The following is a 15108-nucleotide window of genomic DNA, read 5'->3' as shown; positions in this document are numbered from 1 at the left end:
AGTCACTCCGCATCACGGCGCGACCATCGTTCGACGGTCACGCTGCCGCGCTCACAGATCACGCGATGATGTCGTCACGCCCCGCAGACGATCACGCCGTACCAGCCGAGGCCGCGATAGGTCTCGTAGCCCGGGGTCGCATGGAACGCGACCAGTGCGCCCGTGCGGTCGTGGTAGAAGCCGGAGCGCTGGCCGTTCAGCGAGATCGAGATGCGCTCGCTCAAAATACCCTGGCCGTCGGAAGCTGCGATGACACGCAGATTGGAGTCGACCAGCAGCACGCGCGCCTTGTCGCTGTCGCCGACGCGCACCCCCTGCACGATGGCGCGGGCCTGTGCCTCCCAGTCGAAATGGATGGCGAGCACGCCGATCGGCGCGCCGTTGGCCTGGCCGCCGGCGCGGACGCTGGCACAATAGGTCGCGACTTGCGCATTGCCGAGCAGCGGCTGGTTCTCGACGTCACCGGCGACATAGTCGTCGCCGGAGCGCAAGGTTCGCGCCTCGCGAAACCACTTTGTGTGGGCGACGTTCTGGCCGACGACGCGAAAGCGGTCGGCGCGGCCGTTGGCGATGACATTGCCGTCGAGGTCGCAGAGCCAGAGGTCGAGATAGACGGTGTAGGCGCCGAGGATCACGCCAAGCCGCTGCGAGGCATGGGAGACTGCTGCGGCGTTGGGCGAGGCCGCGCAATCGACCACGGCGGAATCGGTCGCCCACCAGCGCACATCGCAGGTGCGTTCATAGAGGTTGCGATCGATCAGCTCGATGGCGTTGAGCGACAGGTCGACCATGCGCTCGCCGCGCGAGCGCTGGCTCATGCGGTCGATCGAGGCGACGAGATCACCGGTGCGCTTCGTCAGCTGGGTTTCGAGCTCGCGGGCGATGGTTTCGACCTGCTGGCCGACGCCGCGCACCTCCTGCGCCACCACTGCGAAGCCGGCGCCCTGCGCGCCGGCGCGCGAGCTTTCGATCAGCGCGTTCAGCGCCAGCATCTTCATCTGGTTGGTGATCTGCTGGATCGCCTTGGTCTTGTCGACCGCGATCTGGTTGACCTCCGCGGTCAGGCGATTGATCAGCGCGGAGATATCGGAATCGTCATCAGCGGGTTCGGTGGCGATTGGCTTGGCTTTCAGACCCAGCGCAGCAGACATCGGGGAGCTTCCCTTGGCAATGAGGCCTGATCTGCAACGAACCCGGAACAACTAATTACAGATCGAATACGAGTCTTTTTCGAAGATTCCGCCTAACGCCCGCTTAATTTGCTGTTCCACGGAATGCCCAAATGATAGTCAGTCCGCGCAGCAAAGCGGCAATCCACCGCTTTGTGCGGCGCGGACATTGCAAATCCCGGGGGATTCCAGGTCAATCGTCATTGTCGGCCGATCGCCGCAACGCCCAGTCCGATTCCCGGGTTCCTCAAGCCAGTCTCGACTCATGACGCCGCCCGCAACCGCCTTGCCCGTCGAAGTGCCCCAGGCGTTTCTGGGCGTCGCGCGCTCGCTCACCGACAAGCTCTGGCTCGACCGGCTGGATGCGCGCGGGGCGGCCAAGGCGCTCGCCATCGTGCAGCGGCACCAGCTGCCGGAGTTGCTGGCGCGGGTGCTGGCGGGCCGCGGCATCGACATCGATGGCGTCAGCGACTTCCTGGATCCGACCATCCGCAAGCTGCTGCCGGACCCGTACACTGTGACCGAGATGGAGGCCGCCGCGAAGCGGATCGCGGACGCAGCGATGCGCGGCGAGAAGGTCGCGATCTTCGGCGACTACGATGTCGATGGCGCGACCTCGGCGGCGCTGCTCGCCTGGCATCTGCGCCATTGCGGGCTCGATCCGCTGATCCATATTCCCGACCGGATTTTCGAAGGCTACGGCCCGAACACTGAAGCGATCCGCGCGCTGGCCGCGAAGGGCGCCACGCTGCTCGTCACCGTCGATTGCGGCACCACCAGCATCGAGCCGCTCGCTGAAGCCAAGCGCCTCGGCATGTCCGTGGTCGTGATCGATCATCACCAGGCCGGCACGGAGCTGCCGGAGGTCGATGCGCTGGTCAATCCGAACCGGCTCGACGATCTCTCGGGCCTTGGCCATCTCGCCGCCGTCGGCCTCGTGCTGGTGACGCTGGTCGCGGTCAACCGCGAGCTGCGCCAGCGCGGCTTCTGGACGAGCGAGATGCCCGAGCCCGATCTCCTCGGCATGCTGCATCACGTCGCGCTCGGCACGGTTGCGGATGTCGCGCCGCTGATCGGGCTCAATCGTGCTTTCGTCGCAAAAGGCCTGATCGCGATGCGGCGGCGCGACCATGTCGGCCACACCGCGCTGATGGACGTGGCGCGGCTCAACGGCCCGCCGGAGGCCTGGCATCTCGGCTTCATGCTGGGGCCGCGCGTCAATGCCGGCGGCCGCATCGGCCGCGCCGACCTTGGCGTGCGGCTCTTGCTCGAAGGCGACAGCGTCGAGGCGGCTCGGATTGCGGCCGAGCTCGATCGCCTCAACAGCGAGCGCCGCGTCATCGAGCAGGCGGCCGAAGCGCAGGCTGAAGCCGAGGCGCTGGCCTCGATCGGGCTAGAGGACAAGATTGGCGTCATCGTCACGGCCTCCGAAGGCTGGCATCCCGGCGTGGTCGGCCTCGTCGCGTCCCGCCTGAAGGAGAAGTTTTCACGGCCGGCCTTTGCGATTGCGCTGGAGCCCGGCGGCATCGGCACCGGCTCGGGCCGCTCCATCGCCGGCGTCGATCTCGGTAAGGCGGTGCGGCAGGCGGTGACCGACGGCATCTTGCTGAAGGGCGGCGGCCACGCGATGGCCGCGGGCGTAACGTTGCGGAAGGAGAAGCTCGCCGAATTCCGCGCCTATCTCGAAAATGCGCTGGCGCGGGACGTTGCCGAGGCGCGCCATGTCAACGAGCTCTATGTCGACGGCGCGGTGTCCGCGCGCGCCGTGACGACGGAGCTTGCAACCACGCTCAACCGCGCCGGTCCCTTCGGCAGCGGCAATCCGGAAGTCGTGCTGGCGCTGCCGTCGCATCAGCTCGTCTATGCCGATGAGGTCGGACAGGCGCATTTGAGGCTACGCTTCAAGTCGGGCGACGGCTCGATCGTCAACGGCATTGCGTTCCGTTCGGTCGGCCAGAAGCTCGGCAATGCACTTCTCGCCAATCGCGGTCAGCAATTGCATGTCGCGGGATCGTTGTCGGTCGACCGGTACCAGGGCGCCGAGCGCGTGCAATTCCGCGTCGTCGACGTCGCGCTACCGGACCAGGGGCCATCCGTGATTAGATGACGCAAGATCCCTCGCGACAAACGCGGTACGCGTTTGCGCGGAGATCATGCGTCAAAAATAAGCCGCTCAAACAACAAAAAAGGGAGTGAACATGGCAGGGCAGGTTGAGGGCAAGGTCGCGCTGGTGACGGGCGGCGCCTCGGGCATTGGCGAGGCTATCGTCGAATTGTTCGCGCGCGAAGGCGCTACCGTCGTCATCACCGACATCGACGAGCTGCGAGGCCCGGAGCTCGTCAAGCGCTTGACAAAAGCCGGCGGCAAGGCGATTTTCCTGGAGCAGGACGTCACCAGCGAGGAGCGCTGGATCGAGATCGTAGCCGAGATCGCCAAGCGCCATGGCCGGCTCGACATCATGGTCTCCAATGCCGGCATCGGCATTGCGGTACCCTCGATCGTCGATATGACGCTCGCTGACTGGCACAAGCAGAACGCGATCAACCTCGACGGCGTGTTTCTGTCCGTGAAGCATTGCCTGCCGCTGATGCGCAAGACGGGCGGCAGCTCGATCGTGATGATGTCCTCGCTCGCGGGCTTGCGCGGTGCGCCCGGCCTCTCGGCCTATTCGCTGACCAAAGGCGGCGTGCGGCTGTTCGCCAAATCGATCGCGATGGAGTGCGCGGCCGCCGGCGACGGCATCCGCGTCAACTCCGTTCACCCCGGCATCATCGATACCCCGATCTGGGGCAAGATTCCGACGGGGGCAACGGGCGCCGGCCAGAACGCCCCGATCGACCCCGAGGAGCGAGCCAAGGTCGCAACCCCGCTCGGCCGCGCCGGGCAGGCCGCGGAGATCGCTTCCGGTGTGCTGTATCTGGCCTCCGATGCCTCGCGCTACGTCACCGGCAGCGAGCTCGTCATCGACGGCGGCATGAACGCCGGCGGCGTGCCGCGGCGGCAATAAGCCGCCGCGCAAGACGCGAAGGGCAGGGTGGCGCCCGCAGGGGCTGACGCAGAGGCGTCGGCCCTGTACAACGCGGGCCTCTTCCGACCGAAAGAGGTTTCCTTCGCCATGGCGCACAGCCTTCAATCTTCCTCATCCGCACCTGCGCCGTTCCGCTCGAACCGGCCTGATCTCGCCACCGACGCGATCCGCACCGCGCGCGAGGATCTTGCGGCCTGCTTCCGCATGGCCGCGCGCAATGGTTTTGAGGAGGGCATCTGCAACCATTTCTCGGCCGTGGTGCCTGGCCATGACGATCTCTTCCTGGTCAATCCATATGGCTACGCCTTCCGCGAGCTGACGGCGTCAAAGCTCCTGATCTGCGATTTCCACGGCAACGTCCTCGACGGCGAGGGCGCGCCCGAGGCAACCGCGTTCTACATCCACGCCGAGATGCACAGGCTGCTGCCGCGCGCGAAGGTCGCCTTCCACACCCACATGCCCTACGCCACGGCTTTGTCGATGACCGAGGGTGATCCCCTGATCTGGGCCGGCCAGACCGCGCTGAAATTCTACGGCCGCACCGCAGTGGACCGCGTTTACAACGGCCTCGCACTCGACAACCGCGAAGGCGCGCGGATCGCATCCGCCGTCGGCGATGCCGACATCGTCTTCATGAAGCATCATGGCGTGATGGTCCTGGCGCCGACCATCGCGGAGGCCTGGGACGATCTCTACTATCTCGAGCGCGCCGCCGAGGTGCAGGTGCTGGCGATGTCGACGGGACGAAAGGTGCTGTCGGTCGATCCCGCGATCGCGGCGGAAACCTACAGGCAGATGCGCGAAGGCGATTCCGAATCCGCGCGATTGCATCTCGCCGCGATCCGCCGCCAGCTCGACGCGGAAGAGCCGCAGTACCGGCACTGAGGCAAGTTACGACCCTTGCCGCAGCTTCGCCAGCACCTTCAGCCCGCCATAGCCATCGGCGGGCGTGATCCCCGCGCGCTGCTGAAAATCCTTGATTGCCTTCATGGTGTCGTTGCCGACACGGCCGTCGGTGCCGCCGGTGTCGAACCCGGCCTTGGTCAGGCGCGTCTGCATCTCCTGCACCTCGGCGAGCGTCAGCGCGCGCTCTGAGCCGGGGAAGGGCTGGATGAAGGGCGGCGCGCCGAGGCAGCGGTCGCCCAGATGGCAGATTGCGAGCGCATAGTTCATCGAGGGATTGTAGCTCTTCACCGAATAGAAATTCGGTCCCAGCAGGAATGTCGGCCCGCCCGCAACCGGCGTCCACATCTGCGCGGATGCATTCGGTTGCGGAAACGGCTGGCCGTCGGCGCGGGTGACGCCGGCCGCCTGCCACGCCGCATAGGTCCGGTTGCCGCTCGCCTCGCCGGATGCGCGCACTTCGTAGCCCCAATGCTCGCCACGGCGCCACTTGCCGCGATTGACCAGGTACTTTGCCGTCGATCCCAGCGCGTCGTCGGGCTTGCCGAACGGCGAGACCTTGCCGTCGCCGTCATAGTCGATGCCGACATTGAGCCAGACCTCCGGCATCCATTGCGAATGCCCCATCGCGCCGGCCCAGGATCCCTGCATCTGCTCCGGCGTGCTCCAGCCCTTGTCGACGATGCGCAGCGCGTTGATCAGCTCGGTCTCCCAATAGGCCTTGCGGCGCGGCTCGTTCCAGGCGAGCGCGGCGAGCGAGGGGAATACCGGCGTCATGTGGTTTTGCTGCACCAGCGGATCGCCGTAGGCCGACTCCACGCCCCACAGCGCCAGCAGCGTGCCGCGCTCGACGCCGAAATCGCGCTCGATACGCGCGAGCAATGCCTCGTTGTTCTTGAGCGCGATTTTGCCGTTGATGATGCGCCAGTCCGAGACGCGGCGGTTGATGTATTGCCAGACCTGCTCGTGGAATTCGGGCTGGTTGCGCATCTGCTTGAACACGCTCATGTCGGGCTCGACCCGCGCCATCGCGCGCTGCCAGGTCGCAGCCGAAATGCCCTTCGCCATGGCGCGTGCACGAAAACCCTCGCGCCATTCGTCGAAGCCCGGAGGCGCGGCGAGAAGCTGCGTGGGGAATGTGATGAATGCGGCTGCGCCGAGCGTGGATCGAAGCAGGGCGCGGCGGCTGTGATTGGCCGAGGAATCAGCTTGTTTCATGGACCCATTCTAGCGGGAATCACGGCCGCTGTGGGCCGGTTCCTGGAACACCGGGAACAGGCCATCGCGCTGCGTTCCGCCGGAACAAAGTGTCGCAGTCCCGCATTCCCTCCGCATACACTGGAGGATGAAGATGAAAAGATATCTGTTTGCCGCCGCCATGGTCACGGCCATCGCCGCTCCTGCATTCGCCGACGAAGTCGGCGTTCACGTCGGCCCGGTCGGAGCCGGCGTGACGGTCGGACAGTCCCACGAATATCGTGAGCGGGACCGCGATCGCGACCGCACCACGGTCATCAGGGAGCGCGAGCCTGCCAACCGCACCACGGTGATCAAGAAGGAAGATGAATTCGGCAATCGCAGCAAGACCGTGATTCATCACGACAACGACTGACGGAGCTGGGCCCCGGCCGAGCGCCGGGGCCCGCCGTCTGCACGCAATCTGCTCATCGAGAATTCGGGGTGGAATGAAGATACGGGCACACGCGGAAAGTCATGTCGTCGAACTCGACGACGGATCGCAATGGCGGATCTATCCCGGCGATCTCGCGACCACGTTGAGCTGGAAGCCCGAAACCGATTTGCGTCTCGAGCCGAGCGGTGATCGGACGAGTTCGCATGTGCTGGTGAATGCCACCGATCAGAGCCGCGTGCGCGTGAGCGCGGCAGGCGATGCCTGGCCCGACGGCGAGGTTAAGAAAGCGTTGAAGGGCGGCTGAGCGTCCCTGCGCTTGCCCGGATATCCCCAACTTCAAGCCTGTCGCTTTACGGTCGGTTTGCTTCCGTCTGCCCAGAATGCGCGCATGCGGGAGCTGTTCGACATCATCCGTAGCAATCCCTGGCCGTTCGGCGCCGGGCTGTTTGTCGTGATCCTGATGATCATCGCCGAGAACTTTGGCCGTGGCATCCAGGGCGACGGCGTCGTCAGCGATTTCTCGGATGCCGATGGAGGCGACGGCGGCTGCGGTGGTGACGGAGGCGGCGGCGACTAGAGCCGGTTAGTCCTCCTGCAAATCGGCGGCGATGCCGGCGAGCCAGCGCCGGATCGCGGTCTCTGCCTTGGCGTCCAGACTTGCGGCAAGGCGCTTCTCCAACGCGATCACGCGCTCCCTGCACGCCTTCAACAGCGTCGTTCCCCGCTGCGTCAGCGTCCATTGCTGGATCCGGCCGTGGACCGGATGAGGCGTCATCACGATCGCACCGTCGCGATCGAGGTTGCGAATGATCACGCCGACCGTCTGCGGGGTCAGGAAGGTGAGCCGGGCGACGTCGGCGCCCGAGAGGCCCGGATAGGCGTTCAGCATGGTCAGCACGGCAAATTGCGGCGACGTCACGCCGAGGTCGGCGAGCGTCCGTTCCATCGTCAGGCGGACCGCGGCGTGGGCCTGTCGCAGCAGATAGCCGAGATAACCTTGCTCGCCGCGCTTGCCTTCGCCGGGCGCCGGCACGCGAACGGCAGCGATTTCGGCAGGCGAGGCGGGCTTCCGCGAAGGCTTCGATTTCGTGATGGCATCGGTCTTGCGTGTCATATAAGAGCTCTTATAAGATATAAGCAGTCTTACAATACACGAGGTGAACGCCAATGTCACACGCCCGCAGCGAATACGAGGATTTCAAGAAGATCGCGCCCGATGCGTATGAGCTGGTGCTGGCGCTCGGTCAGGTGGCGGCCAAGGCGGGCCTCGACAAGCAGCTGCTCGAGCTGGTCAAGCTGCGCGCCTCGCAGATCAACGGCTGCGCCTTCTGCGTGCAGCACCACGTCCTGTTGTCGGAGCGGATCAGCGTGCCCGTGGACAAGCTCAATCTGGTTGCGGTCTGGCGCGAGGCGCCGGTCTTTTCCGCGCGCGAGCGGGCCGCGCTGGCCTGGGCGGAGGCGCTGACCTTCCTGCCCGATGGCGTCAGTGAAGAGGTCTATGCGGACGCTTCCGGCGAATTCTCCGAGGCCGAGCTGATGTACCTGACCTCGGCGGTCGCCTCGATCAACGTCTGGAACCGCTTTGGCGCCGCGTATCGCTGGACGCCGGCGAAGCGGCCGGTCGCAGCGAGCGCCGCGGCATCTTGATTGCAACAACGATAAAACAAGGGGAGGTTATCATGACTGCAATGAGTTTGACCCATGCGCAGCGTCCGGTGCCGTCGCGCTCGATGGCGCTGGCCGTCGTCGGCGGGCTCGCCTGCGCGCTTGCGATCGGCAAGGCGTTGCCGGTGACGATGGACGCCGTATCCGGCGCGTTGGCGCCGCTCTGCGCGACCGCGGCGGAGAGCTCGCCGCTCGACAAGGTCGAACCGATCGGCTCCTACGCGTTGCCGAACGTCCCGGGCAAGCGCGTCACCATCGTGCGTGTGTTCTACGGTCCCGGCGGATTCTCGCGGCCGCATCGTCACGCGGGTTCGGTGACCGCCTACATCACCAAGGGTGAAATCCGTTCCCAGCTTGGCGGCGGTCCTGTCGAGACATTTGGTGTCGGCCAGTCCTTCTTCGAGCCGCCGGGATCGACGCATCTGGTCTCGGCCAATGCCAGCACGACCGAGCCGGCGGAATTGATCGCGGTGTTCGTGGCGGACGAGGGCGCGCAACTGACGACGCTGTTGGAGTAGTCCGTAGCGGCCGCATGAGCGAACTCGCCGCTCAATTCTCCTCGCCGCTCGATCCCTCGCGCAGGTCCGGCTTGATCACGTCCTCCGGCAACGCATGCGCCACCGGCTGCGGCGTGCCGGCGATCTCGGGGCCGACTTCGCGGCCGCGGGCGTGGATCAGGCGTTCATAAGCCGAGACCAGCGTGACGTAAGGACTGACCCAGATCCAGCCGTCGCGAGTAAATACCTGCACGTCGAAATGCAAATGCATCGATGTGCCGGCGGGATGGTCGAGATAGTTGGAGACCACGCCGATCTTCTCGCCTTCGGTGACGATGCGGCCGTTGAGCATGCCGTCGGCGGTCAGCGCCTGCGGGTTCATGTGCATATAGCGGAAGCGAATATGCTCGGTGCGGCTGTTGACCTCGAGCGTCGCGGCCTGATCCTTGGCGCCGCGGATCACGATGGCGTCGCGCACCGCGACGACGCCGCGCTGCTTGCGATCGCAGGGCTCGTGGCCTTCGCCGGGCGGTGGGCATTCGGCGGCGCGGATGTCCTCGCCCTGGTGGCCATAACCGCCGCCGCACTGCCAGACCTCGAAACTGCGGGACTCGCAGAAATTGTCGCGCCAGGGATAGGCCGTCGGGCCGTCGCTCTTGTCGCGCTTGCCGTAGGATTGCGAACGCACGAAGGCGGGCGCTTTTTCGAGCGGAAAACGGATCTGCGCATAGGCCATCACATCCGGATGGCCGGCCTTGTTGCGATAGCCGGTGTTCGGGATGATGTCGCCGCTCGGTCGGTAGGTGAAATCCGGCGACCGCGCTGAAGGACGATCGATGATGCTGGAGGCCATGTCCGTCAGCGGCCGCATGCGCTGGCCGCCGGCGACGCGGAGCCCTTTCAGGAAGCGCTCGGCAACCGGATAGGCTTCCTTGCAGGCGAGCCTCCGCGGCTTTGCGATGCTGTCCAGGCACTGGATGGAGACGACATAGGCAACGCCGAAGCGGGTGAAGGCGTAGCGCACATAGCCTTCCCGGATGAACCTGCGCAGGTCCGGATACGTTGCCGCAAGCGGCTTGACCTGCTCGCCCTTGCCGCCGGCGGGATCGGCGACGTCGTAAACGAGTGCCGAGCCCGTGATCTGCACCTCGACCGGCCTTGTGTAGACGCGGCTCGGCATACCGTCGCCGGCACCGGGTTCGAGCGAGAAGCTGGCACTATAACCTGAGGGGCCGGCATCGAACATGTCGACGGGATTGAAATCGGCCTGATAGTGCGAGAGCGCGAGTGTCCCCGGCGCGCGATTGCGCGCCTCGAGATAGGCGGCAGCATCGAACGGCAGAAGCACGGGCACGGAGCTGCGGGCGATTCCGGTGAAGAATTGCGATGAGACCGCGTTGAGCTGCACCAGCGCAGGCATCGCGCGCGGATCGTAGCGTGGCACCGAACGGCGGGGCGCGAAGATGAAGTCGCCCGCGATCGGGGGACGGCTGTTGACCTCGGTGCGGAGCTGGTCGAGCGCTGCGCGCCAATCGACGCGAAGCGCCGTGAGCGAAGGGCTGCGGATTTCGTCCGCAGCGAGCGGAGTGGCGGTGAGAAGCGAAAGCGCCGCCAGAAACAGCGAGACGAAGCGGAAACTTTTCCCAACCACTGCCTCGGCCCCCGGCGGCACCTGCTCTGATTCTTCGCTTAGTCCTTGGCGCGCTCGGAGTAGGAGCCGTCTTCGGTCATCACCACGATACGGGTGCCGACGGCGATGTGCGGCGGCACGGTGGTGCGCAGGCCGTTGGAGAGCACCGCGGGCTTGTAGGAGGAGGAGGCGGTCTGGCCCTTGGTCACGGGCTCGGTCTCGACCACTTCCAGCGTCACGCGCTGCGGCAACGCGATCGACACCACGTTGACGTCATGCGTCGACAGCTTGACCGTCATACTCTCCTGGAGATAAGCGGCCGCATCGCCGATGACGTCCTTGGACACCTGGACCTGGTCATAGGTTTCCGGGTTCATGAAATGGAAGCCGTCGCCATCTTCATAGAGGAAGGTGAAGTTGCGCTCTTCAATCGTGGCCTTCTCGACCTGGTCGGTGGTCTTGTAGCGCTCGGAGATCTTTACCCCGTCCGAGATTCGGCGCATTTCGATCTGGCTGACCGGAGTGCCCTTGCCGGGATGGATGTTCTCGGCGGTCACAACGACATAAAGCTTGCCGTCTTGCTCGATCACGTTGCCCTTGCGAATAGAACTGGCGATGACTCTCAAAGCTATATTTCCTGCTTGCTTGGCCCGGCTCCGGCCAGGACGTGGTCAAATTGATGGGGGACCTGGGGCCTCAAATCAGACCGCGGCACCCGTTTCGGGCCGCAACATACGCATTTTGTCGTTGAATGCCAGCATTTTGCTGGCCTGCGGGGCGGCCGGTTGATGGTTGGGGACAAGCCGATTTCGCCGTTCTGGTCGCCCTCGCGGCACCTCGACCGGCGGCCGTTCCTCCAGGCCAGGGGGGCCATTACCGGGTCTCTCAGGGGCTTTTTCGCCGAGCAGGGGTTCCTCGAGGTCGAAACCTCGGTCCTTCAGGTCTCCCCGGGCAACGAAACCCATCTGCACGCCCCCCGGACCGAGATCATGCGGCCCGATGGCAGCCGTGCCAGCCGGTACTTGCGGACCTCGCCGGAATTCGCCTGCAAGAAGCTGCTGGCGGCGGGCGAGGAGCGGATTTTCGAATTCGCACGGGTGTTCCGCGACCGTGAGCGCGGCGACCTGCATCTGCCCGAATTCACCATGCTGGAATGGTACCGGGCCAGCGCCCCCTATGATGCCATTATGGCGGACACCGTCGTCGTCATCGCCAGCGCCGCGCAGGCGACCGGGATCGGGACGTTCTCCTTCCGCGGCCGGACCGCCGACCCCTTCGCGGAGCCGGAGCTGGTGACGGTCGCCGGCGCCTTCGAGCGGTTCGCAGGGATCGACCTGCTGTCGACAATCTCGGGCGGCGAGGGTAATCGTGCCGCGCTCGCGCAGGCGGCCGGCGCCAAGGTCCGCGTGGCGGAGGACGACACCTGGTCCGACATCTTCAGCAAGGTCCTGGTCGAGCATGTCGAGCCGCATCTGGGGCAGGGGCGTTTGACCATTCTGTTCGAATACCCATCTCCAGAAGCGGCGCTGGCGCGCGTGAAGGCCGATGACCCGCGGGTCGCCGAGCGGTTCGAGGTCTATGCCTGCGGCGTCGAACTCGCCAACGGCTTTGGCGAGCTGACCGACGCCGAGGAACAGCGCAAGCGCTTCACGGAGTCGATGGCGGAGAAGCAGCGCCGCTATGGCGAGGCCTATCCGCTGGACGAGGATTTTCTGGCCGCGGTCGCCCAAATGCCGGAGGCGAGCGGTGTCGCGCTCGGCTTCGACCGGCTGGTGATGCTGGCGAGCGGCGCAGCGCGGATCGATCAGGTGGTGTGGACACCGCCTGCAAATGAAACGTTAAGTGAGACATGACGAAGATCAACCTTGCACGCACCCTGCGTGAGCCGGCCGAGCTTGTGGCCGCGCAGCTTGCACCGGCCGAAGCGCTGCCCGCGCTCGAGCGTGTCGCCGCGCGCTATGCGGTGGCGATCACGCCGGCGCTGGCCGAGCTGATCGACACGTCCGATCCCGACGATCCGATCGCGCGGCAATTCGTTCCGACCGTCGCGGAACTGGAGATGCAGCCAGGCGAGAGCGCCGATCCGATCGGCGATCATCCGCACTCGCCGGTGCAGGGCATTGTGCATCGCTATCCCGACCGCGTGCTGTTCAAGCTCGTCCACGTCTGCGCGGTCTATTGCCGCTTCTGCTTCCGCCGCGAAATGGTCGGGCCCGGCAAGGAGAACGCGCTCTCGGACGGCGCCTATCGCGCGGCGATCGACTACATCCGTTCGCACAGCGAGATCTGGGAAGTGATCCTGACCGGCGGCGATCCCTTGATGCTGTCGCCGCGCCGGATGAGCGAGATCATGGCCGATCTCGCGGGAATCGATCACGTCAAGATCATCCGCCTTCACACCCGCGTGCCGGTGGCCGATCCCGCGCGGATCAGCGAGGAGATGGTGGCTGCGTTGAAGGTCGAGGGTGCGACCACCTGGGTGGCGGTGCATGCCAACCATGCGCGCGAGTTGACGGGGCCTGCGCGCGCGGCCTGCGCACGGCTTGCCGATGCCGGAATTCCCATGGTGAGTCAGTCCGTGCTTTTGCGCGGCGTCAACGACAGCATTGCCGCTTTGTCGGATTTGATGCGAGCTTTCGTCGAATGCCGGATCAAGCCCTATTATCTGCATCACGGTGATCTCGCGCCGGGCACCGTGCATTTGCGAACGACGCTGGCCCAGGGGCAGGATTTGATGCGGCAGTTGCGCGGACGGGTGTCAGGACTGTGTCAGCCCGATTATGTCATCGACATTCCCGGCGGCGCCGGCAAATCGCCGGTGGGGCCGAATTATGTGTTGGCGGTGCAAAATACCGCAGCCGACGCGCGTGAAGCGGAGACGGAAACGAGCTATCGTATCGTGGATTATTGCGGCGACGTTCATCTGTATCCGCCCGAGACGTGAGCGGCGATGCAGAGAACGTGGGTTTGAGAATGGAGGAACGGATATGAAGAAGATCATGGTGGTGGCAGCGTCGCTCGTGGTCTTGCTTGGCGGCGCGGCGGTTGCACAGCCCAGCGGCTCGAAGGGGTCGACATCCGGCGGCGCCACGTCGGGATCAGTGCCGCAGGCACCCATCGGTCATCGCCAGCCGCGCGCCGGCGATGTGCCGAACGAGAAGAATCTGAGCGATCCGAATAATCCCGTGAACAAGGAAGACGCGGCGCTCGACAAGAAGATCAAGAGCATCTGCCGCGGCTGTTAGCTTGTGGCTAGCGGCGGGCAGGGCGCGACAGCTCGCCCCGCCCGCGTTGGCTTTGGCCTTACGCCGAGCGTTCGTGCAGTCCCGCGCGCTTCGTGTTGCGCCGGATCTCGACCGCGTCAGCGAGTTGCTCGAGCGCGGTTGCCGTGGTCGCCCAGTCGATGCATCCGTCCGTGATGCTCTGGCCGTAGGTCAGCGGCTTGCCCGGCACCACGTCCTGGCGGCCGGCGACGAGATTGCTCTCGATCATCACGCCCATGATACGGTTCTCGCCACCCGAGATCTGGCCGGCGATGTCGGCCATGACCAGCGGCTGGTTTTCCGGCTTCTTGCTCGAATTGGCGTGGCTCGCATCCACCATCACCAGCGGCGCGACGCCGGATTTGGCCAGATCGTCGCAGGCCGCCGCGACGCTTGCCGCATCGTAGTTCGGCTGGCTGCCGCCGCGCAGGATGATGTGGCAATCCTCGTTGCCCGCGGTCGAAGCGATCGCCGAACGGCCGAGCTTGGTCACCGCCATGAAATGATGCGGATGTGAGGCCGACTTCACCGCGTCCGCCGCGATGCGCACATTGCCGTCGGTGCCGTTCTTGAACCCGACCGGGCAGGACAGCCCCGAGGCCAGCTCGCGATGGATCTGGCTCTCGGTCGTGCGCGCGCCGATCGCGGCCCAGGACACGAGGTCCGCAATGTATTGCGGCGTCGTCATGTCCAGAAATTCTGCGCCGGCGGGCAGGCCGAGATTGTTTACCGCGGACAGCACGTTGCGCGCCAGCCGCAGGCCCTTGTTGATGTCGAAGCTGCCGTCCAGGTCAGGATCGTTGATCAGGCCCTTCCAGCCGACGGTGGTGCGCGGCTTCTCGAAATAGACCCGCATCACGATCTCGAGCTGGTCGGCAAGGTCTTCGCGCAGGCTCGCGAGACGCTCGGCATATTCGAGCGCGGCCTTGGGATCGTGCACCGAACAGGGGCCGACCACGACGAGCAGGCGGTCGTCCTGGCCGTTGAGGATGGCATGGATGGCGTTGCGCGCCGCCATCACCACACGCGTTGCGGTGAGCGTGCGCGGGACTTCCCGCATCACCTCTTCCGGTGTGCTCAGCTCTTTCAGTTCGCGGATACGAAGATCGTCGGTCGTGCTCAGCACGGCGGGCTCCTGTTTGTTTGAACCTGCCGGCAATAAAAAAGCCGCCAGGTCTGGCGGCTTGTTCGGACGTTTGCTTCAATATTCAGATTGAGCGCGATCCTCCTGCCGCCAGCGAGCTGTCGTAGCTAAAGTACCAAAAATAGCTGGTGACGAGGGTGATCATGGCCGCTCATATAGCGCGCGATTGGCGGGT

General features: G+C 65.3%; 17 protein-coding genes. 11 read left to right on the top strand and 6 right to left on the bottom strand.

The window, feature by feature from the left end:
• Positions 1 to 74: 74 nt before the first annotated feature.
• Positions 75 to 1151, bottom strand: a complete 1077-nt coding sequence (locus AB7G19_RS23475; RefSeq protein WP_085401220.1) for a methyl-accepting chemotaxis protein — start codon at positions 1149 to 1151, stop codon at positions 75 to 77.
• A 283-nt stretch (positions 1152 to 1434) separates the two neighbouring features.
• Between AB7G19_RS23475 and recJ the strand changes: the two genes are divergently transcribed.
• The 3 genes from recJ to AB7G19_RS23460 all read left to right on the top strand — a co-directional run bounded on the left by recJ (position 1435) and on the right by AB7G19_RS23460 (position 5083).
• Complete coding sequence (gene recJ / locus AB7G19_RS23470) at positions 1435 to 3276, top strand: single-stranded-DNA-specific exonuclease RecJ (protein ID WP_071914265.1); 1842 nt, start codon at positions 1435 to 1437, stop codon at positions 3274 to 3276.
• A gap of 91 nt (positions 3277 to 3367) precedes the next feature.
• A complete protein-coding gene (locus AB7G19_RS23465; RefSeq protein WP_283018788.1) occupies positions 3368 to 4177 on the top strand; it encodes an SDR family NAD(P)-dependent oxidoreductase in 810 nt (269 codons plus the stop codon).
• A 108-nt stretch (positions 4178 to 4285) separates the two neighbouring features.
• Positions 4286 to 5083 carry an aldolase gene (locus AB7G19_RS23460; protein WP_283018789.1) on the top strand — a complete coding sequence of 266 codons (798 nt, stop codon included), beginning with the start codon at positions 4286 to 4288 and terminating at the stop codon, positions 5081 to 5083.
• A 6-nt stretch (positions 5084 to 5089) separates the two neighbouring features.
• On the opposite strand, the gene AB7G19_RS23455 is transcribed toward AB7G19_RS23460, so the two are convergent.
• Positions 5090 to 6319, bottom strand: coding sequence for a lytic murein transglycosylase (locus tag AB7G19_RS23455; RefSeq protein WP_354131284.1), 1230 nt, complete (start codon positions 6317 to 6319; stop codon positions 5090 to 5092).
• Positions 6320 to 6452: 133 nt separating this feature from the next.
• On the opposite strand from AB7G19_RS23455, the gene AB7G19_RS23450 reads away from it, so the two are divergent.
• From AB7G19_RS23450 to AB7G19_RS23440, 3 genes are all read left to right on the top strand, one after another.
• Positions 6453 to 6713, top strand: coding sequence for a hypothetical protein (locus AB7G19_RS23450; RefSeq protein WP_028151025.1), 261 nt, complete (start codon positions 6453 to 6455; stop codon positions 6711 to 6713).
• Between the two features lie 73 nt (positions 6714 to 6786).
• On the top strand, positions 6787 to 7038 hold the full coding sequence (locus tag AB7G19_RS23445) for a hypothetical protein (RefSeq protein WP_063983484.1): 252 nt from the start codon (positions 6787 to 6789) through the stop codon (positions 7036 to 7038).
• Positions 7039 to 7122: 84 nt separating this feature from the next.
• Complete coding sequence (locus AB7G19_RS23440; RefSeq protein ID WP_166096450.1) at positions 7123 to 7311, top strand: hypothetical protein; 189 nt, start codon at positions 7123 to 7125, stop codon at positions 7309 to 7311.
• Between the two features lie 6 nt (positions 7312 to 7317).
• On the opposite strand, the gene AB7G19_RS23435 is transcribed toward AB7G19_RS23440, so the two are convergent.
• Positions 7318 to 7848, bottom strand: coding sequence for a MarR family winged helix-turn-helix transcriptional regulator (locus AB7G19_RS23435; protein ID WP_441268132.1), 531 nt, complete (start codon positions 7846 to 7848; stop codon positions 7318 to 7320).
• 53 nt (positions 7849 to 7901) lie between these two features.
• Here AB7G19_RS23435 and AB7G19_RS23430 point away from each other — a divergent pair, with 53 nt between their 5' ends.
• Positions 7902 to 8381, top strand: a complete 480-nt coding sequence (locus tag AB7G19_RS23430) for a carboxymuconolactone decarboxylase family protein (protein ID WP_283018792.1) — start codon at positions 7902 to 7904, stop codon at positions 8379 to 8381.
• A 32-nt stretch (positions 8382 to 8413) separates the two neighbouring features.
• Positions 8414 to 8917 (top strand): cupin domain-containing protein, encoded by a 504-nt coding sequence (locus tag AB7G19_RS23425; protein ID WP_208086655.1) that lies wholly within the window; start codon positions 8414 to 8416, stop codon positions 8915 to 8917.
• 31 nt (positions 8918 to 8948) lie between these two features.
• Here AB7G19_RS23425 and AB7G19_RS23420 read toward each other — a convergent pair whose 3' ends face one another.
• Positions 8949 to 10568 carry a M23 family peptidase gene (locus tag AB7G19_RS23420; RefSeq protein WP_283018793.1) on the bottom strand — a complete coding sequence of 540 codons (1620 nt, stop codon included), beginning with the start codon at positions 10566 to 10568 and terminating at the stop codon, positions 8949 to 8951.
• A 17-nt stretch (positions 10569 to 10585) separates the two neighbouring features.
• A complete protein-coding gene (gene efp, locus AB7G19_RS23415) occupies positions 10586 to 11152 on the bottom strand; it encodes an elongation factor P (RefSeq protein ID WP_063983478.1) in 567 nt (188 codons plus the stop codon).
• Between the two features lie 162 nt (positions 11153 to 11314).
• Between efp and epmA the strand changes: the two genes are divergently transcribed.
• The 3 genes from epmA to AB7G19_RS23400 are packed head-to-tail and all read left to right on the top strand — an operon-like array spanning position 11315 to position 13771.
• On the top strand, positions 11315 to 12379 hold the full coding sequence (gene epmA, locus AB7G19_RS23410; protein WP_283018794.1) for an EF-P lysine aminoacylase EpmA: 1065 nt from the start codon (positions 11315 to 11317) through the stop codon (positions 12377 to 12379).
• Positions 12376 to 13470, top strand: a complete 1095-nt coding sequence (locus AB7G19_RS23405; protein WP_283018795.1) for a lysine-2,3-aminomutase-like protein — start codon at positions 12376 to 12378, stop codon at positions 13468 to 13470. The genes epmA and AB7G19_RS23405 overlap by 4 nt, the downstream gene beginning before the upstream one ends.
• 43 nt (positions 13471 to 13513) lie before the next feature.
• Positions 13514 to 13771 (top strand): hypothetical protein, encoded by a 258-nt coding sequence (locus tag AB7G19_RS23400; RefSeq protein WP_085401231.1) that lies wholly within the window; start codon positions 13514 to 13516, stop codon positions 13769 to 13771.
• A gap of 58 nt (positions 13772 to 13829) precedes the next feature.
• On the opposite strand, the gene AB7G19_RS23395 is transcribed toward AB7G19_RS23400, so the two are convergent.
• On the bottom strand, positions 13830 to 14915 hold the full coding sequence (locus tag AB7G19_RS23395; RefSeq protein ID WP_283018796.1) for a 3-deoxy-7-phosphoheptulonate synthase: 1086 nt from the start codon (positions 14913 to 14915) through the stop codon (positions 13830 to 13832).
• Between the last annotated feature and the right edge of the window lie 193 nt (positions 14916 to 15108).

Origin of the sequence: Bradyrhizobium sp. 215_C5_N1_1 (assembly GCF_052075935.1) — a bacterium.
Lineage (GTDB): Bacteria > Pseudomonadota > Alphaproteobacteria > Rhizobiales > Xanthobacteraceae > Bradyrhizobium > Bradyrhizobium barranii.
The sequence above is the reverse complement of the archived record's forward strand: the minus strand, read 5'-3'. Positions and strand labels throughout refer to the sequence as shown.